We start from the raw sequence: 19,079 nt of genomic DNA on the forward strand, positions 1-19,079 counted from the left end.
TACATCACACTAATCGCGGGCATGTAGTCGATATCGGCGCCGTATAGTTGTTTGGTTACCTGTGTCCAGGCCAGCTTGTTATTTTCAATATCAATTTCCCAGCCGCCGAGTTTTATACTCAGGTTGGTTTTGTTAAGCAGATCCTTATTGTTGGTAAGCTCCTGCTCGGCAAGTATGTGCCGCGTAACATCAACATTGATGCCTACCAGCCGGGTCGGCTTATTTTCAGCATTGCGCTCCACTACATTACCTTTGCAGTTTATCCAGCGTATGCCACCGTTGCGATGTAAAAAACGCGGGGTGATGTTAAAAGGCTGCGCTCCGCCTTTTTCAATACTTGTGGTAATATGCCTGCGAACCATCTCCCAGTCCTCATCAACCACCAACTTTTCCCAATTTTCAGGCAAGGGGTGCTGGTCGTCATCATAACCCAGCATTTTTTTGAACGACAGGCTTGCCGTCCACGCTATATTGGGTATATCAAAGTCCCAAAAACCGGCCAGATCATGGTCAGCTACAATTTTGTAAACATCTTCTTTCATATCCTTTAGGTTGCAGGCTATATGTAAAGCTATCACTTTATTAAATATTATTTAGCTGCCTGCAATACCACGGGTAAATTAATAATATTCTCAAAAGTTTTAAAATGATGCAATAAAACGATTTTTCTGAATCCTTATGTATTATGTAAAGTATAATTCGCCATCATTTGCCTAATGTTTTTTTGTTGCATTAATAAACCGTAATTTTGCACGAAATAAAGGCGCACGAATGATCACAGTATCAAATTTAACTTTACGGTATGGTAAACGTACCTTGTTTGAAGATGTCAACCTGAAATTTACCCGCGGCAACTGTTACGGCATAATAGGCGCTAACGGTGCAGGTAAATCAACATTTTTAAAAATTCTTTCAAAAGAGGTTGATCCAACCACCGGCTCGGTAAGTTTTACTCCGGGCGAGCGCATGGCGGTGTTAAAACAAAATCACTACGAGTTTGATGAGTTTCCGGTAATTGAGACCGTACTGATGGGGCATAAGGAGATGTATGCCGTGATGAAGGAAAAGGACGCCATTTACCTGAAAGAGGATTTTAGCGATGCCGATGGCGAGCGTGCCGGTGAACTGGAAAATCTATTTGCCGAAATGGACGGTTGGAATGCTGAAAGTAACGCCGCTACTTTATTAAGCAATCTGGGCATCAAAGAGGATTTGCACTATAAACTGGTTAAAGAACTTGATGGCAAACAAAAAGTACGCGTACTATTGGCGCAGGCCCTTTTTGGTAACCCCGATATATTACTGCTGGATGAGCCTACCAATGATCTGGATATTAATACGGTTAGTTGGCTGGAAGACTTTTTAGCCGGTTATGAAGCTACTGTTTTAGTGGTATCGCACGACAGGCACTTCCTGGATTCGGTGTGTACACACGTGGTAGATATCGATTATAGCAAGATGACCATTTATACCGGTAACTACACATTCTGGTACGAATCAAGCCAGTTAGCGGCCAAGCAGCGTGCTGACCAGAACAAGAAGATGGAAGACCGGGTGAAGGAGTTGCAGGAGTTTATCCGCCGCTTTAGCGCAAACGCCTCTAAATCAAAGCAGGCAACCAGCCGTAAAAAGGCATTGGACAAGATCAACCTTGACGAGATACAGCCGTCAAACCGTAAATACCCGGGCATTATATTCAACAACCTCGGCCGCGAGGCAGGCGACCAGATTTTGCAGTTGGAAAAACTGGGCAAAACGTCGGGCGGAGAAGTGCTGTTTAATGATATTTCGTTCATGGTAAACAAGGGCGACAAGATCGCCATACTTTCGCAAAACAGTTTGGCTACAAGTGCCTTTTATGATGTAATTACCGGGCGTGATAAAGATTTTACCGGCAACTTTAAGTGGGGAGTTACTATAAACATAGCTGATATTCCGATTGAGAATGCCGAATATTTTGAGGGTAAGAATGATAACCTGATCGATTGGCTGCGTGAGTACTCCCCGGGCGAAAAGGATGACCAGTTTATCCGCGGTTTCCTGGGCCGTATGTTGTTTAGCGGTGAGGAAGTACTAAAAAAGTGCAGCGTACTATCGGGAGGCGAAAAAATGCGTTGCATGTTTAGCCGAATGATGTTGCAGCAGGCCAATGTTTTATTATTTGATGAGCCAACTAACCACCTTGATCTGGAATCAATCACTGCATTGAACAACGGTATGAAAGATTTCCGCGGGACGATATTGTTTACCTCGCGAGATCATGAGCTGGTTGAAACCGTAGCCAACCGTATTATTGAAATTACACCGGCAGGTACCATCGATAAGCTGATGAGCTATGATGAATACATCAACAGCGAGGCGGTTAAAAAGCAGCGCGAAGAGCTATACGCCGCTGTTTAATTTAAATATTATTTAAATGAAAACCCTGCCGGCAAGCCTGTGCAGGGTTTTTTATATTTGTGCGTGTCGTCCATCCAAAATATACAAAAGGCATTTCCGTTTGAACCTACTGAACAGCAGAACGAACTGTTTGGCGTATTGCATCGCTTTTTGCTGAGCGATGTTGGCGACGAGTGCTTTATTTTGAAAGGCTACGCGGGTACCGGTAAAACCACTATTGTGGGCGCCCTGGTTAAGGCGTTGCGCAGTTACAACTACAAATATGTTTTGCTTGCGCCTACAGGGCGGGCGGCTAAGGTGATTACCGCATATTCGGGCCGCAAGGCTTACACTATCCACAAGCGTATCTATCGAAAAAAATCGGCATTAAACGTTGATGAAGGTTTTAGTATTGCCGAAAATATGGCCAGCAATACCATATTTATTGTGGATGAAGCATCTATGATATCCGACGAAGCAGGCGGCAACAACTACCGGTCATTACTTTATGATTTGGTTAATTATGTTTACAACACCAACAATTGTAAGCTGATGCTGGTTGGTGACACGGCGCAATTGCCGCCGGTTGGTTCGGCAGACAGCCCGGCGCTGGATATACCGTTGATGAAAGACCGCTTCGGCCTCACCATATTCCATTACGAGCTGACCGACGTTCTGCGTCAGCAAAAAAACTCCGGTATATTATACAACGTAACCAATGTACGTAACCAGATACGTTTGGAAGATACACGCATACCGCGTATTACAACAAAGGGTTATAAGGATGTGTTCAGGATGGGCAGCGACAGGCTCGAGGATGGCCTGAATTATGCCTACAGTAAGTATGGCAGCGATAGCACCCTGATTATTTGCCGGTCTAACAAAAACGCTAACTTATACAATCGCCAGATACGCGGGCGCATACTGTGGCGCGAGGAAGAGCTTACCGGCGGAGACCAGGTAATGGTGGTTAAGAACAACTATTTTTGGTTAAAGGAACAGGAAGAGGGCAGTACGGGCTTTATAGCCAACGGCGATATAGCGCGCGTTCGCAAAGTCCGCAATATTGAGGAGTTATATGGATTCAGGTTCGCTAACGTGTTGTTGGAATTTACCGATTATGCCGAAGACCCGATAGTTGAATGTAAGGTATTGCTGGATACCCTTTATTCAGAAGCGCCCGCGCTTTTACCTGCCGATCAGAAACGGTTTTATACCGAAGTAATGAAAGATTACGTGCATATTCATGGTAAGCGCGCACAGCATGAGGAGCTGAAGATTAATCCTTATTATAACGCTTTGCAAATTAAATTCGCTTACGCCATCACTTGCCATAAAGCCCAGGGTGGGCAATGGCCGGCCGTTTTTGTTGACCAGGGATTTTTGACTGAAGAAATGGTAAATACCGATTTTTTGCGCTGGTTTTATACCGCTTGTACCCGGGCGACCGACGAGCTTTACCTCGTTAACTTTAATGAGAAGTTTTTTGGTGCTACTGAGCCGGCTGATTAGCGCTCGCCGGTAAATAAATAACAAAGGTTGAACCATGGCCTACCGTGCTTTTTACTTCGATTTTCCCGTTATGCCGCTCCACTATCTGCTTTACAATACTCAAACCAAGGCCGGTAGAATGTTCGCCACGCAGGCCACTGCGCCCCGCCTTTGAAAAACGGTCAAATATATTGGGTAGTATATCATCAGGAATACCTAAACCGTGATCAGTAACTTCTATTTTCAATTGCGCTAACTCAATAGAAAACGCTATCTCAATTATATCATTATCCTTTGAGAATTTGGCGGCGTTGCTTATAAGATTATCTATCACCCGCTGAAACTTTTCCGGGTTAATATCGGCAAACGCCTGTTGAGGCGCTTCTTTGAAAGCAATATGATTGGGTATGTTAGGTGTTTGGTTCCATAAATCTATGAGGTTTTTCAGGAAGGTATTCATTTCCGTTGCCTTAACGGCAAAATCGGCATTGTTATCATTCCGCGCGCTTTCCAGTAAATCATCGATGATGGATCTGGCTTTCTCGCACGATTGCTTCACCAGATGGATATTCTCCAGTGTATCATCATCGGCGGCATCCATCTCCATCAGCATAGCCACCGACTCAATTGCCGCTATTGGGTTACGCAGGTCGTGCGCTACCATCCCCAATACTTCGGTTTTAAAGTTGCTGGCCCGGGCAATCTCCCGGTTTTGTTTATTGATCTCTACCAATTGCAAAAAATGGTTGGCCTTGTAATTAAAATTATATCTGGACATCAGGAAGAAGCCAAGAAGCAAAATACAGCATAAAAGCTCGTTATACAGTATTTCGGTAGGGCTGTGGGATAAGGCCGTTATCAACAAGGTAAATACAGCGCCCGTTATCAGGGTTATAAACATGGTGTGGCCATATTCAAATACGCATATAATGCTGATAACCGTCAGGGCGATCATGAAAACGATAAGGTTGTCGCTGGGTACATAGGTTACTATAAAGCTTGACGCCATCCCGCTCATTATAATATATAAAGCGAAGACGACGGTGAATAAGGACATCATAGCGTCAGCCTTACGCAAACGTCTTATCTTTTTATATAAGGTGTTAACGCCCAGGTAAAAAAAAGGAGCTGCGCAAATATGCACCCAGTTACTAATATCAAACTCAGGGAAGTTCTGAATGCGGGTAAGACTTGCAGGAAAAGCGGTGATAAATACACGAAAGCCAACATTAAACGCAAAAAATATCAAACAGAGCTTTTTGATACTCTTTAGATTTTGCAGCATATAATAATTCCGGAATTCTGCACGGCTTTTAATGGTTGCCGTTCCGGTTATATCAACATCCAAAACAAAAATATTATAAATGGTCAGCTGGTCAAATGTAACAAAAATATTGCACAACCTGCAAGGCTAAAAAAACCTGAATTATTGGCTGTTGTTATAATGATAAATAACACTAAAAAAAGACAAAAAGGCGGTTTGGCTGATTTTAGCCGACATTTTTTCAGCTATTATTTATTGGTAAACTATTTGAATAACACTTACCGCTATGAATTTTAACAACTTTACCATAAAAGCTCAGGAAGCTGTACAAAAGGCTTCGGAGATTGCCACCGGTAATCAACAGCAGGCTATTGAGAATGCACATTTGCTAAAGGCGTTACTGCTGGTAGATGAAAACGTAATAAGCTACTTATTAAAAAAGCTGAATGTTAACCTTAATAGGTTCGGCAATGTGCTGGATCAGCAGATCGCCTCGTTCCCGAAGGTGAGCGGCAGTAATATATATTTATCGTCAGACGCTAACAGCGCTTTGCAAAAGGCGCAGGGATATCTGAAGGAGTTTAAGGATGAGTTTGTATCGGTTGAGCATATATTACTCGGTATCCTTGCATCTAATGATAAAACGGCTACTGCCTTAAAGGATGCCGGCGTGAATGAAAAGGACCTTAAAAAAGCCATTGTTAGTTTGCGTGGCGATAGTAAGGTAACCGACCAAAATGCCGAGGCCACCTACAACGCGCTCAACAAATACGCCCGTAACCTCAACGAGTACGCCGAATCAGGCAAACTGGATCCGGTTATTGGCCGCGACGAGGAGATACGTCGTGTGATACAGATCCTATCTCGCCGTACCAAAAATAACCCGGTATTGGTGGGCGAACCCGGTGTGGGTAAAACCGCTATCGCCGAAGGTATTGCTTTCCGCATTATTAAAGGCGACGTGCCTGAAAGTTTAAAAACTAAAACCGTGTACTCGTTAGATATGGGCGCGCTGGTTGCCGGTGCCAAATATAAAGGTGAGTTTGAGGAACGCCTTAAAGCCGTGGTAAAAGAGGTGGTACAAAGCGATGGCGAGATCATCTTGTTTATTGATGAGATACACACGCTGGTTGGCGCAGGTGGCGGCGAAGGCGCTATGGACGCGGCCAACATATTGAAACCGGCCCTTGCCCGTGGTGAACTGATGGCTATCGGCGCCACAACGCTTAACGAGTATCAAAAATACGTGGAGAAAGACAAAGCCCTCGAGCGCCGTTTCCAAAAGGTTACTGTAGATGAGCCTGATCCGCAGGACGCGATCTCAATCCTGCGTGGATTAAAGGAACGTTATGAGCAGCACCACAAAGTGCACATTAAGGACGAGGCGATTATCGCGGCGGTTGAAATGTCGCAACGCTATATATCCGACAGGTTTTTGCCCGATAAGGCTATTGACCTGATGGATGAGGCAGCGAGTAAATTGCGCCTCGAAATGGATTCGGTACCGGAAGCGGTTGATGAACTGGAACGCCGTATTATGCAGCTGGAGATCGAGCGTGAGGCCATCAAGCGTGAAAAGGACGAGAAGAAGGTAGCCGAGCTGAGCGAAGAGATTGCTAACCTGAGTGCCGACCGTGATTCTATCCGCGCCAAATGGCAAAGTGAGAAGGATTTGGTGGACAGCATCAACCAAAAGGTTGAACAGATAGAGAACTTTAAGCTGGAAGCTGACCAGGCTGAGCGTGCAGGTGATTACGGCAAGGTAGCAGAGCTACGGTACGGCCGCATCCGCGAAACGCAAGATGAGGTTGAAAAGCTAAAGGTAGAATTGCAAAAGCAGCAGGTAGACAGCCGCATGCTGAAAGAGGAAGTTACCGCCGACGATATTGCCGGTGTGGTGTCCCGCTGGACAGGCATCCCGGTTTCAAAAATGATACAAAGCGAGCGCGAAAAGCTGCTGCACCTGGAAGAAGAACTGCATAAACGTGTAGCTGGGCAGGAGGAAGCTATTGAGGCTATCAGCGATGCCATACGCCGTAGTCGTGCCGGTTTGCAGGATAAGCGCAAGCCAATCGGGTCGTTCATCTTTTTAGGTACCACCGGTGTTGGTAAAACCGAGCTGGCAAAAGCATTGGCCGAGTTTCTGTTCAACGATGAAAGCGCCCTGGTGCGTATTGATATGAGCGAATACCAGGAACGCCATGCGGTGTCAAGGCTGATCGGAGCGCCTCCGGGCTACGTGGGTTACGACGAAGGCGGACAGTTAACTGAAGCCGTACGCCGCAAACCATACAGCGTGGTATTGCTGGATGAGATAGAAAAAGCACATCCGGATGTGTTTAATATACTGTTACAGGTATTGGATGATGGCCGTTTAACGGATAACAAAGGCCGTGTGGTGAACTTTAAAAACACCATCATCATCATGACCTCAAACATCGGCTCAAATATTATCCAGGAAAACTTCACCGACCTGGATGACGACCGTGAAGAGATCATCGCCAAAACAAAAAATCAATTGTTTGAGTTACTTCGCGTAACCATAAGGCCGGAGTTTTTGAACCGGATCGACGAGATCATCATGTTTACACCGTTAACACGCGATGAGATAGGCGATATTGTTAAACTACAGTTCAGGCAGGTGCAGCAAACGCTGGCCGAAATGGGCATCCATATCGAGGCATCAGACGAGGCGCTTGACTGGCTGGCACAACTGGGCTACGATCCGCAATTTGGCGCCCGTCCGTTAAAACGGGTTATTCAGAAAAAAATCCTGAATGAGCTGTCGAAACAAATACTCGCCGGTAAGGTAGATAAGGACAGCACTATTAAGCTGGATATGTTTGATAATCAATTTGTGTTTTTAAATGCAAATGAAAGCGATGCAGTAGCAGGTTGATCCGCAGGCGGGTGAAATGTCAAAAATGTTAACGCATTAAACCATTTGCCTTCCTGTAACTCAAACAAATATAATAACTCCATCATATAGTAAAAGAGCTGCCTGCGGGCGGCTCTTTTGCATTTAAAACCGTACTTTTGCAGCTTGTTATGAAAATACCCAAGTTTGCCGACCAGATACTTTTTGAAAACGATGATATAATTGTGGTGAACAAGCCGCCTTTTATTAGCTCGCTAGATGAGCGGGGAGAAGGCAGCAGTGAGATCAGTATGTTGCGCCTGGCTAAGGCCTACAGTGATGACGCGCAGATATGCCACCGTTTGGATAAGGAAACCTCCGGCGCGCTGATTTTCGCCAAGCACCCCGAAGCTTACCGCTGGGTATCTATGCAGTTTGAGCGTCGTAAAGTAAAAAAGGTGTATCACGCCGTTATTGATGGAACCCACGTATTTGAAGACCTGCAAATTGACCTGCCAATATTAAACGTGGGCAAAGGCAGCGTTACTATCAGCAGGCAGGAAGGTAAACCCGCCGAAACCTGGTTCAACTCATTAAAATATTATAAGCATTACACACTGGTAGAGTGCCGCCCTATAACCGGCCGAATGCACCAGATCCGTATCCACCTGGCTACACAGCGCGCCTCTATAGCAGGTGATGATATGTATAAAGGCCAGCCCGTGTTTCTGTCTAAACTGAAACGTAAATATCATTTAGGTAAAGACCAGGAAGAGCAGCCGATTATGAAACGCTTTGCCCTGCATGCTTACCAGGTGACCTTTAAGCTGATGAATGGCGAAGACATTACTATCAACGCGCCATATCCAAAAGACTTTGAAACGCTGTTAAAGTTGTTGGATAAGTTTGATATTTAATTATTTTACTGCTCTTCCAATCACGTCATTACGTAATACGAAGCAATCTCTTTAGGACGTTCTTTTATTATTTTTACCCTCTCCATAGGAGAGGTCTACTGCCAAAACCCATGTGCTTTAATCTGGCCTGAGCTATAACCCTGGCCGCGCAGTGTTTTCCGTAGTTGCGCCACCATGGTTGAATTTCCGGCAAGATAAAATATAGTGTTTTCAAGGTTTTCTGATTGCTGCAGCAGCCACTTAATAAGGGAGTGATGGCCGTAACTATCGCTGCGCTCAACTGGTTGTAACGATGTTTTAAAGTACTCGTTAAACAGGCTGCGGTTGGCGCTATCATTCATCACCACCGCGCCCGAAAAACGTGTGGCGGGTTGTGTAAGCTGTTGTAATGCAAGTAAATGGCCGATAGCGCTTTCATCGCCAAGGCAAATAATTGCAGAGGTGTTTACAGGCGTGTGCCTGGTTGTGCTAATGCCCAGGTATTCTACAGTATCACCCTTTTTTAATTGTTTAGCCCATGTTGCTCCCGGGCCCTTATGGTTTATATCAATGTAAAGTGTGCAGGTTTGTGTTTCAGCATCCCAGGCCGATGGCGTATAATCCCGATAGGTAAAATCAGCAACCTTGCATTTAATATGCTGTACCTCGTTCCAATCCATATTGGCTGATGGCAGGTGCATATCAATTTCAACAATATCGTCGGTGCCCCATAGCCGGCTTTCAAGTACGTGACCGGTTTTTAAAAATTGGTTCTCTAAAATTTGGGTAGCTTTCTTTTTTATGCGTGATAATAGTAATGTGCTCATTTTGTAAATGTTTAGTACTTACAAAATAAGGGCAATCCTTATCTGCATAAAATAGACATTGGTAGGTAAGTATTGGACTATTTGCGGTAATCCTGCCTGAAAGCGAGCGGCGTTTTACCGGCGTTTTGTTTAAAAATGCGCGAAAAATAAGTATGATCTTCATACCCTACAGCATGGGCAATCTCTTTTACGTTAAGCTCACTATAGTATAATAAACGGCGGGCCTCAAGCAAAACTTCGTTGGTTATCCAGTAAGATACCGGTGAGCCGCTTGTTTTTTTCAATGCCTCGTTCAGGTACGATTCGCTGATCATCAACTGACCGGCATACCATGACGGGCTTTTATGTTTTACAAAATGTTGCTTTAACAGCTTTTTAAATTGCTGTGTAATTTGGTAGGGGCGGGTAGCGGTGTTGGCGGCTTCACTGGCCCTGCAATATCCGGCCGCTGCCAGGCCTATAAAGCTGTTTAATAACGAGTGGAGCAATTGAATATAAAAAGGCTGCTCCGGATCGCTGTTAAAATGTTGATGCAGCAATTTTGTGGTAGCAAGCAGTTGTTGATATTGCTCTTCTGATAATGCGTATGGTTGTTGTATAGCTATCTGGTTCTCAAATACCTCGCGGTAATGCGCCGGAACCAGCATGGTATCTGCCGCTATAAACCATCCATTTACATTGTACGACGCTAACACATGATGAACCTGACCGGGAAGAATATAATATAGCGCAGGACCAAATATACTTACCTCATTAAAATCAACCATCAATGAGCCATCGCCTTTTTCAATCAGGAAAAATACGTAATGATCGTCGCGATGTATGCCTAATTGTTTGCCTTGCTTGGCAGTATCGTCTTCATAAGTGCAGCGTATTTCCATACCTGCGCTGGTCTTATCCTTAAGCCTGTGTATCGGAATATGCTTCATTTTTTAAGATAATTATTTTAAGATGGATTCCATCTATCGCAAATCAGGTACGTTGCATTGGTTGATCTCCCGGGCGAGTTGCAATAAAAGTGTCCCGCCATCCTGATCGTCGCTTACTTTGTTAAATTGTTTCGGTACAATATCCGTATCCTGTGGATAAGACCAATTTAACGAATCTGCATCTTTTTGCAGCTTATGCTGAAGCAAAGCTATGCTTGCCTGTATATGTTTCACCTGCGTTTCAATATTAAGGCCTGCATCAGGTAATTTAAAAACAGAAAAATGTGAGGTGATCATTGAGCTCAGCTTCATGTTCAATATTTGAAACCGGTGCACACCGGCGCCTTGTTCTTTACGGAAACCGGGTTCGCTCTGCATACCTGCAAAAGCATTGGCCAGCCCGGCTAAGCTTGTGTACACGCTTTTTCGTGCCAGTTTGTAGGATGTTATATCTAAAGGGACATTGCGTGTAGCCTCAATCAGTTTTTCCAGATAGTTGATGTTGGCCTGCAATACCTGTTTAATATAAAAGCCTAAACGTTTGTTCTCCCAAACCGGGAACAGGTATGCCCCCGCAAAAGCGATGAGGCAGCCCAGCAGGGTATCATAAATGCGCTCAATTACAATAGTGCCATTGCCCCCGGTATAAATATTAAGGTAAATAACTATCATGGCCGATATAAACACCACCGCCACAAGATATTGCGTGCGTAAGAAAGTTAAAAATCCAACCAAAAATATAATGGCGATAGTGCCGAGCAAGTCCTGCTGTTTAACCAGCAATAATATGGAAAAGCCTATAACAATACCGGCAAGGCTGCCCAGCAAACGCTGTTTATTACGTTTTTGGGTGATGTAGAATGATGGCCGCATAATAACCAGGATAGTGAGCAGTACCCAGTAATTATACTCGCCCCAGTTAAGCAAATGTGAAACCACCAGGCCGAAGATGCTTGAGGTGGTAAATCGTAAAGCGAACCTGAACACCGGCGATTTGAGGTTGAGGTTTTTTTTGATACTTGCGAAGCTTAAATCCTGTACGCTAACAAAGTGGGCGTATTCAATATCTACGTTCTCTTTAAACAGGCCTGTTTTGATCTCGTTTATATAATCATCAATACGTTCAATATTATGCTTGAGCTTAATAAGCATAGGCACGTGCTTATCATCCTCACGATCGGTAATATACTGTAGTCTATCCAAATAAAGTTGCAGGTTAGCCCGGTAATTGGTTTTGGTAACCGCCCGTTTGTTGGTTTGTAAGGCATCTCCAACCGCATATAACTCTTGCGATTGCAGTTTGATTACGTTTTTAACCAGCTCAAGTATGCCGTTTATCCTGAAATTCTCGCGTACAAATTCATAATCGTAATGTATGGCGGTTATCTGGTCGTACAGGTCAATAGCGCACTCCGTTATTTTAAGTAACTCCTGACCCTTGCTGTTGTTGGCCTGCATGGCCTGCTCATCTCTTATCAACAGGTTACGCACCAGTTCCTGCTTATCATTAATACGTACATGTAAGGCGAGCAGCTTTTTGTAGCTTATATCTAACGGAACGTTAACATCATAAAAAGGTGCCTTGGCTTCTAAAAACTCGGCTGTAGCAGCAAGGCATTCTGCAATGGCGTGCTTTAATGATCGTAATGGCCAAAGGGTGATGTACAGGTAATTTACAGCGTAATACCACACACTGCCGCCCATAATATACAGGGCGAATGTTAAACTGTCAACCGGCTTTAAGCCCCAGGTAAATATGGCCAGCCCGATAAGTGATATGCCTAAAACACTAAAGCGTACACCGTATACCGTAAGCATGGAGCATATAAAAATAATAACTGCGAAAACTACAGTAAACAGCATAAAATAAGGCCAGCTGTAAGCCACCATGAACGATACAATGAACGAAAGCGGTATGCTGATCAACAAACTGATCCGCTTGTCGGCGGCTGTACCTGCCGTTTCTGTAAGCCCTACATTAAGGGCGCCTAAGCCCACTATGGTAGCGGCATGCGTAAATCCAAGCCTGTTTAAAACAAGCACAGGCAAAACAACGCTTATGGTGATGCGCAAAGCATCAGTAAAGTATTCTGACCGTGTAAAACGGATTAATTTCCGGAGAAAAAAAAGTGGGTTCATCAAGCTTGAACTAAGCGCAAAGATACAATAACGTAATTAAACGCCTGCTGTTTGATGCTCCGGCATCTTCGGTTGCTTTTCCGCGTTGCATTTATCGCACAAACCACTAATTACCAGGTTTATGTCTTTAGCTGTAAAACCTTCAGGTATTTTAATAGATTGCAGTGGTACATCATCCAGGCAATAAACCTTTTTGCAGTTGATGCAATTAAAATGGAAGTGCTCGTCGTGGTGCTCATGTACCGTACACCTGGGTGAGCAGATAGCATAGTTTGCGGTGCCGTTCAGGTCAATCACTTTGTGCAAAATACCTTTTTCCTCAAAGGTTTTCAGAATTCGGTACAAGGTAACACGATCAACATCGGCACCCATAATTTTTTCGAGCGCGGGTTGAGTGATCGCTGCATCGCTCTGTGCAATAACCTGTAATACACCAAGCCTTGGCCCGGTAATTTTAAGTTGATTTTTGTGAAGTAAACCCGCGAAATCCTTTTCCATGTTATGCTGTTGTAAAGATACAACTTTAATATCGGGACCATAAAATAAAACCGTAAGCCTGAAGAGCGGTTAATTCAGCATATATCAATTATGCAAGGGGTTAAAAAGCAACATCTGCCTCAAAAATTATGCGTTACCTGCAAACGGCCGTTTACCTGGCGTAAAAAATGGGCCGCTGTTTGGGATGATGTAAAGTATTGTTCAGAAAAGTGCAGGCGTAACAAAAATTCCGGGTAGCAGCCAGGCGTCTTTTTCATGATAAAAGCTTTTTTATTAAGATGTATAATGCTGATTTAAAAATGTTATTTGATAGGGAATGAAAATTTATCCACAATATTTGATTTGCTAAAAAAATTAGTATTAATTTGTAGAGTAAATTATCATGTCCCTCCAAGATCAACATATCATTAAAGAACTCCGGCAGCAAATTTTGCGGTGGGAGGGTTATAAGCCGCCCGCGAGTGGCAGGTTTGAGCCTTTGGGTATAGGTGATCTGGAGCAGGCTTTTCCGAACAAGGTTTTCCCTAAAAGCCGCGTGCACGAGGTGGTTTGTGCCAGTACAGAGCAGGCTGCGGCATCCGGTGGATTTCTGGCGGGCGTAATATCGTTATTATTAAAACAAGGTGGCGTTTGCGTTTGGATATATCGTGCAGGGCGTGTATTTGCACCGGCATTGGCAACTTTTGGCGTGGCGCCCCATCAAATCGTATTTATCGACCTGAAAAAAGATTCGGATGCCTTATGGGTGATGGAAGAGGCGCTGAAATGCAACGGGCTTACCGCCGTTGTTTGCGAACTGAAAGACATGGATTTTAAACAATCGCAACGTTTACAGCGCGCGGTTGAGCATAGCCGGGTTACGGGTTTTGTGTTGCGTAACGCAACAGATAAACTGACAGCAACGGCTTGTGCGGCCCGCTGGCAAATTAAACCGGTACCCAGCATGCCCATAAATGGCTTGCCCGGCGTTGGCCATTTTTGCTGGCAGGTTGATTTACTTAAAGTACGTAACGGGCAAACGGGTAGCTGGGTAATGCAATGGCAGGAGGGCATGTTTGAGCAGGTTACCGAAATTTTGTTTGATGAGGAAAGACAAGTGGGGTAGATATGCAAAAGCGTTATATGGCAATATGGTTCAGGCATTTGCTTACCGATGGCCTAATTCGCAGGCGGCCGGGGTTAAAAGATCAACCACTGGTACTTGCCGCGCCTCAAAAAAACCGTATGGTTATAACTGCTTCAAGCCCGGTTGCTGAACGCGAAGGAGCCTTTGCCGGTATGGCAGTAGCCGATGCAAGGGCGGCTACCATTGATTTGATCGTAATGGATGATGTGCCCGGCATGGCCGCAAAATTACTCCGGCTGATAGGTATAGGCTGCATCAGGTATACTCCCATAGTATCTATCCATTTACCCGATGGGTTGATACTGGATATTTCAGGTTGCACGCATTTATGGGGTGGCGAACGGGGGTATTTAAAAGAATTGGTTAACAGGCTGCGCTCCGGTGGTTTTAATGCCCGCGCCGCCATAGCCGATACGCCTGCCGCGGCATGGGCTGTTGCCCGTTTCGCTAAAAAAAATCCTATAGTACCTGTTGGCGGGCAGGCCAACGCTTTAGCCGGGCTGCCGCCCGCAGCATTAAGGCTTGAACCTGAAGTGAACGATCTTTTAAAAAAATTAGGCTTTAGCACTATAGCGCCGTTGCTTACCATAGCCCCGCAGGCATTACGCAGGCGCTTTGGGCAAAACCTGTTAACAAGGCTTGGTCAGGCATTAGGTACCGGAGATGAATATTGGGAACCCATCAGCCTGCCGGTAAATTATATGGAATGGCTGCCCTGTATGGAGCCTGTACGTACTGCCCCGGGTATTGAAATAGCTATTCATACACTGCTCGAGAAAACATGCCTGCGCTTGCAGGGCGATGGTAAAGGCATACGTAAAGCGGTGCTTAAATGCCACCGTATTGATGGGCGTAAGGTACAGGTTGCTGTAAGCACTACACGCGCATCGCACAGCGTATCGCACCTTATGCGTTTATTTAAGTTGCAGGTTGCCAAAATTGAACCAGCCTTAGGTATTGAGCTGTTTGTTTTAGAGGTACTAAGGTTTGAGGATATGGAAGCGCCGCAGGAAGCGCTGTGGGCGGAGGCTAAAGGGTTAGCGGATGCTAACCTTGCCGAATTGTTGGATAAGATTGCCGGTAAAGTAGGCACAGATGCCATTAAACGGTACCTGCCCGCTGAACATCACTGGCCTGAGCGCGCGGTAAGGGTTGCAGGGTCGTTACAGGAGCAGCCCGAAACGCAATGGCCGCAGTTACCCAGGCCGATACGCTTGCTGCCTATACCTGAGCCAATAGAGGTAATGGCCCTGGTGCCCGATCATCCGCCCAAAGTATTCACCTTTAAAAATAAACGCCACACTATAGCCCGGGCCGATGGACCTGAACGCATTGGGCGCGAATGGTGGCAGGATAAAGGCGAGCACCGCGATTATTATGTGGTTGAAGATACCGAAGGGCAGCGGTATTGGTTGTTCCGTTCGGGCCATTACGATGGTAATGATGCCCGCTGGTATCTGCATGGTTATTTTGCTTAATACATTATGGCTTACGCGGAACTACAGGTAACATCAAATTTTAGTTTTTTGCGTGGCGGATCGCATCCGCACGAACTGGTTGAGCAGGCCAAGGTACTTGGCTACACTTCAATTGCCATTACCGACCGCAATTCAATGGCCGGCATTGTACGTGCACACATGGAAGCTAAAAGCAGTGGCATCCGTTTTATCCCGGCATGCAGGCTTGATCTGGCAGATGGCGCCAGCTTGCTTGCTTATCCTGTTGACCATGAGGCATATGCCCGTCTTTCTGCACTGCTTACTTTAGGGAATCTGCGGACTGAAAAAGGTAAATGTTTGCTTTACAAAGCCGATGTGTATAACTATAAAGAAGGTATCATATTTATCGTTGTTCCTCCCGAACGCTTAAACAGCAGTTTTGAATTTGATACTGCTTTTTTAAATGATCTTAAAGAATATCAGCAACAATTTGGAAATGCGCTTTATCTGGCTGCTTCGTTTAATTATCACGGTCAGGATGCCAAAAGATTATACAGGCTTGCGCAAACCGGCGTACCGCTGGCTGCAACCGGAGATGTGCATTACCATGAGCACGAACGCCGTGAATTGCAGGACGTATTGACTTGCATCCGTGAGAAATGCACCATCCATAATGCAGGCTTTAAACTGCATCCTAACGCCGAGCGCTACCTGAAGCCTATGGATGAAATTTACAGGCTTTTCAGGGAATATCCGCAAGCTTTAAGCAACACGCTTTTAATTGCAGACAGTTGCAGGTTTTCCTTAGATTCCCTAAAATACCTGGAACCGGCTGAAAAATTAGTGAACGGTCTTACCACCCAGCAGCGGCTTGAAAAGCTTGCCTGGGCAGGAGCAAAGGAGCGTTTTGGCGACCCAATTCCCCCAAAGCATGTTGAACAAATAAAATTTGAACTTGAGTTTATTGCCAAACGGCGGCTTGCATGGTATTTTCTGCGTGTTTACCGTTATACCCAGCAAGCGGAGGATCTGGGGATATTGCACCAGGGCAGGGGGTCAGCAGCCAATTCAACGGTGTGTTATTGTTTGGGGATAACCGCTGTTAACCCGGCAGAATCGAGGTTGCTTTTCTCGAGATTTATGTCGGATGCGCGCGATGAATGGCCGGATATTGATGTGGATTTTGAGCATGAGCGGCGGGAGGAGATCATTCAGTTTATATATAACGATTATGGGCGCGATCGCGCGGCCATAGTAGCTACCGTTACGCAGGAAAGGCACAAGGGCGCCATACGTGACGTAGGGAAAGCAATGGGCCTGTCTGAAGATACTATAAAGCGGTTGGGTGCCACCATCTGGGATTTCAGGGAGGAAGGGTTTGATGAAAATCGGTTGAGCGGCCAGGGTTTAAACCCGCATGATCCGCTTATCCGTAAAGTACTGGAACTTACTAACCAACTGATCGGCTTTCCGAGGCAATTGGGCCAGCACACCGGCGGGTTTGTAATTACCGAAGGTAAACTTACCGACATTTGCCCGGTGCACAACGCCCGCATGGTGCAGCGCACACAGGTGGAGTGGAATAAAGATGATCTGGAGGATCTGCAGATATTAAAAGTGGATGTGCTGGGCTTGGGTATGCTCACCATGATACGCAAGGCGTTTGATATGGTGCTCAAACATTACAACCGCAAGCTCACCCTGGCAAACGTACCACAGAGCGATGAGGATGTTTATGACATGATCTGCCGTGCAGATACTATCGGTGTTTTTCAGATTGAGAGCCGGGCGCAAATGTCTATGCTGCCCAGACTTAAACCCAGAAAGTTTTATGACTTGGTAATAGAAGTAGCGATAGTGAGGCCCGGACCTATTCAGGGCGACATGGTGCACCCATACCTGCGCAGGCGCGATGGGCTGGAATTACCCGAATATCCGAAACCAGAACTAAGAGAAATATTAAAACGGACGCTTGGCGTACCGCTATTCCAAGAGCAGGCGATGGAAATTGCCATAGAGGCAGCAGGTTTTACACATGCTGAGGCCGATCAATTGCGCCGGAGTATGGCATCATTCAAGGCCAACGGCAAATTGCATATCTACGAGAGGAAACTGGTAGAAGGGATGGTTGCGCGTGGCTACGAAAGGGACTTTGCTCACCGCATATTTAAACAGTTGCAAGGCTTTGAAGGGTATGGTTTTCCTGAAAGCCATGCCGCCTCGTTTGCATTGCTGGTATATATATCATCTTGGCTTAAGTGTCATTACCCTGATGTGTTTTGTGCCGCTTTGCTCAACAGTCAGCCCATGGGGTTTTATCAACCTGCCCAAATTGTTCAGGACGCGAAGAATCATGGCGTGCTGATTTTGCCGGTTGATGTAAATTATTCTGAATGGGATAATATTATCGAAAACAAGAACGGTAAAAATGCTGTTCGCCTGGGCTTTAGGCAGGTTAAAGGTTTGCGTGAAGAGGATATGACCATACTGACCGTTTGCCGTAAAGATGGTTATACCCATATTGACGAGTTGAGGGCAGCTGGGGTGCCTGAAAATTCCTTACAAAGATTAGCTGACGGTGACGCTTTTCGTTCAATGGGGGCCGACAGGCGCATGGCCTTGTGGGAAATTTCTGCGCTTGCCGACAGGCCTATAGGGCTTTTTAAAGGACAGTTATCTGAAACCGTGCTCGAAGATAGTGTGCCGCTGCCTTTAATGACCCGTGGCGAACATGTGGTGCAGGATTATTTCTTTACCGGTTTATCGCTGAAAGATCATCCCGTAGGCTTGCTTCGCACACAATTGTCCCGCCTAAAAAATATCAGGATAAGCGAGTTAACCCGGCATAAGGATGGCGATTATGTGAGCATAGCAGGCCTGATAACTGTGCGGCAGCGGCCGGGAACTGCCAAGGGAGTGTTGTTCATGACTTTAGAAGATGAAACCGGCTCGGCCAATCTGGTGGTATGGCAAAAGCTTTTTGATACCTATCGGAAAGAGATCGTACAATCAAAGTTGTTTATGGCAAGCGGCAAATTGCAGATGGCCAACGGTGTGATACACCTGGTCGTAAGGCAGTGCTTTAATTTAACCCCCGTGTTAAATACGCTTACATCAAACCTGCAAACGCCAACAATGCGGGGAGATGAAACTAGTAAACCCGAAGATTATGATGGGCGCTCGTCATCCGCGCCAACAAGCCGGGCTTTTCATAAAGGGCGAAATTTTCATTAA

13 protein-coding genes and 1 pseudogene are annotated in these 19,079 nt (G+C 45.5%); 8 read left to right on the plus strand and 6 right to left on the minus strand.

Going from position 1 to position 19,079, the window contains the following annotated elements; genetic code table 11:
• Positions 1-167: 167 nt before the first annotated feature.
• A pseudogene (locus tag ABD960_RS20985) lies at positions 168-542 on the minus strand (PAS domain-containing protein); the annotation flags it as partial.
• 229 nt (positions 543-771) lie between these two features.
• Here ABD960_RS20985 and ABD960_RS07745 point away from each other — a divergent pair.
• Together ABD960_RS07745 and ABD960_RS07750 are read left to right on the plus strand one after the other, a co-directional pair.
• On the plus strand, positions 772-2,400 hold the full coding sequence (locus tag ABD960_RS07745; protein WP_345330442.1) for an ABC-F family ATP-binding cassette domain-containing protein: 1,629 nt from the start codon (positions 772-774) through the stop codon (positions 2,398-2,400).
• Between the two features lie 39 nt (positions 2,401-2,439).
• Positions 2,440-3,891: an ATP-dependent DNA helicase gene (locus ABD960_RS07750; RefSeq protein WP_345330443.1), complete on the plus strand. Its 1,452-nt coding sequence runs from the start codon at positions 2,440-2,442 to the stop codon at positions 3,889-3,891.
• Here the strand turns inward: ABD960_RS07750 and ABD960_RS07755 are convergent.
• Positions 3,872-5,218 (minus strand): sensor histidine kinase, encoded by a 1,347-nt coding sequence (locus tag ABD960_RS07755; RefSeq protein WP_345330444.1) that lies wholly within the window; start codon positions 5,216-5,218, stop codon positions 3,872-3,874. The two genes, ABD960_RS07750 and ABD960_RS07755, sit on opposite strands and share 20 nt — an antisense overlap.
• A 202-nt stretch (positions 5,219-5,420) precedes the next feature.
• On the opposite strand from ABD960_RS07755, the gene clpB reads away from it, so the two are divergent.
• Both clpB and ABD960_RS07765 read left to right on the plus strand, forming a co-directional pair.
• Positions 5,421-8,033 carry an ATP-dependent chaperone ClpB gene (gene clpB / locus ABD960_RS07760; protein WP_345330446.1) on the plus strand — a complete coding sequence of 871 codons (2,613 nt, stop codon included), beginning with the start codon at positions 5,421-5,423 and terminating at the stop codon, positions 8,031-8,033.
• A 149-nt stretch (positions 8,034-8,182) separates the two neighbouring features.
• A complete protein-coding gene (locus tag ABD960_RS07765) occupies positions 8,183-8,908 on the plus strand; it encodes an RluA family pseudouridine synthase (RefSeq protein WP_345330447.1) in 726 nt (241 codons plus the stop codon).
• 95 nt (positions 8,909-9,003) lie between these two features.
• On the opposite strand, the gene ABD960_RS07770 is transcribed toward ABD960_RS07765, so the two are convergent.
• The 4 genes from ABD960_RS07770 to ABD960_RS07785 all read right to left on the minus strand — a co-directional run bounded on the left by ABD960_RS07770 (position 9,004) and on the right by ABD960_RS07785 (position 13,280).
• Positions 9,004-9,714, minus strand: a complete 711-nt coding sequence (locus ABD960_RS07770; RefSeq protein WP_345330448.1) for a siderophore-interacting protein — start codon at positions 9,712-9,714, stop codon at positions 9,004-9,006.
• Positions 9,715-9,791: 77 nt separating this feature from the next.
• Positions 9,792-10,643 carry a helix-turn-helix domain-containing protein gene (locus ABD960_RS07775; protein WP_345330449.1) on the minus strand — a complete coding sequence of 284 codons (852 nt, stop codon included), beginning with the start codon at positions 10,641-10,643 and terminating at the stop codon, positions 9,792-9,794.
• Between the two features lie 33 nt (positions 10,644-10,676).
• Positions 10,677-12,782, minus strand: a complete 2,106-nt coding sequence (locus ABD960_RS07780) for an FUSC family membrane protein (RefSeq protein ID WP_345330450.1) — start codon at positions 12,780-12,782, stop codon at positions 10,677-10,679.
• 36 nt (positions 12,783-12,818) lie between these two features.
• Positions 12,819-13,280: a Fur family transcriptional regulator gene (locus ABD960_RS07785; protein WP_345330451.1), complete on the minus strand. Its 462-nt coding sequence runs from the start codon at positions 13,278-13,280 to the stop codon at positions 12,819-12,821.
• Positions 13,281-13,370: 90 nt separating this feature from the next.
• On the opposite strand from ABD960_RS07785, the gene ABD960_RS07790 reads away from it, so the two are divergent.
• The 4 genes from ABD960_RS07790 to ABD960_RS07805 all read left to right on the plus strand — a co-directional run bounded on the left by ABD960_RS07790 (position 13,371) and on the right by ABD960_RS07805 (position 19,079).
• Entirely contained in the window at positions 13,371-13,517 is a 147-nt protein-coding gene (locus ABD960_RS07790) for a DUF2256 domain-containing protein (protein ID WP_345330453.1), read from the plus strand.
• 145 nt (positions 13,518-13,662) lie between these two features.
• Positions 13,663-14,385 carry an ImuA family protein gene (locus tag ABD960_RS07795; protein WP_345330455.1) on the plus strand — a complete coding sequence of 241 codons (723 nt, stop codon included), beginning with the start codon at positions 13,663-13,665 and terminating at the stop codon, positions 14,383-14,385.
• Positions 14,386-14,387: 2 nt separating this feature from the next.
• The gene (locus tag ABD960_RS07800; protein WP_345330456.1) at positions 14,388-15,884 is read left to right on the plus strand and encodes a Y-family DNA polymerase; all 1,497 of its coding nucleotides are present in this window, start codon (positions 14,388-14,390) and stop codon (positions 15,882-15,884) included.
• A gap of 6 nt (positions 15,885-15,890) precedes the next feature.
• Positions 15,891-19,079: an error-prone DNA polymerase gene (locus ABD960_RS07805; RefSeq protein ID WP_345330458.1), complete on the plus strand. Its 3,189-nt coding sequence runs from the start codon at positions 15,891-15,893 to the stop codon at positions 19,077-19,079.

The sequence above is a fragment of the Mucilaginibacter defluvii genome, from assembly GCF_039543225.1.
Lineage (GTDB): Bacteria > Bacteroidota > Bacteroidia > Sphingobacteriales > Sphingobacteriaceae > Mucilaginibacter > Mucilaginibacter defluvii.

Bases quoted from the DNA above. Each gene is read 5' to 3' on its own strand.
- clpB (WP_345330446.1), top strand. From the start codon at position 5,421: ATGAATTTTAACAACTTTACCATAAAAGCTCAGGAAGCTGTACAAAAG.
- ABD960_RS07805 (WP_345330458.1), top strand. From the start codon at position 15,891: ATGGCTTACGCGGAACTACAGGTAACATCAAATTTTAGTTTTTTGCGT.
- ABD960_RS07790 (WP_345330453.1), top strand. From the start codon at position 13,371: ATGCAAGGGGTTAAAAAGCAACATCTGCCTCAAAAATTATGCGTTACC.
- ABD960_RS07765 (WP_345330447.1), top strand. From the start codon at position 8,183: ATGAAAATACCCAAGTTTGCCGACCAGATACTTTTTGAAAACGATGAT.
- ABD960_RS07770 (WP_345330448.1), bottom strand. From the start codon at position 9,714: ATGAGCACATTACTATTATCACGCATAAAAAAGAAAGCTACCCAAATT.
- ABD960_RS07795 (WP_345330455.1), top strand. From the start codon at position 13,663: ATGTCCCTCCAAGATCAACATATCATTAAAGAACTCCGGCAGCAAATT.
- ABD960_RS07800 (WP_345330456.1), top strand. From the start codon at position 14,388: ATGCAAAAGCGTTATATGGCAATATGGTTCAGGCATTTGCTTACCGAT.
- ABD960_RS07780 (WP_345330450.1), bottom strand. From the start codon at position 12,782: ATGAACCCACTTTTTTTTCTCCGGAAATTAATCCGTTTTACACGGTCA.
- ABD960_RS07785 (WP_345330451.1), bottom strand. From the start codon at position 13,280: ATGGAAAAGGATTTCGCGGGTTTACTTCACAAAAATCAACTTAAAATT.
- ABD960_RS07775 (WP_345330449.1), bottom strand. From the start codon at position 10,643: ATGAAGCATATTCCGATACACAGGCTTAAGGATAAGACCAGCGCAGGT.
- ABD960_RS07745 (WP_345330442.1), top strand. From the start codon at position 772: ATGATCACAGTATCAAATTTAACTTTACGGTATGGTAAACGTACCTTG.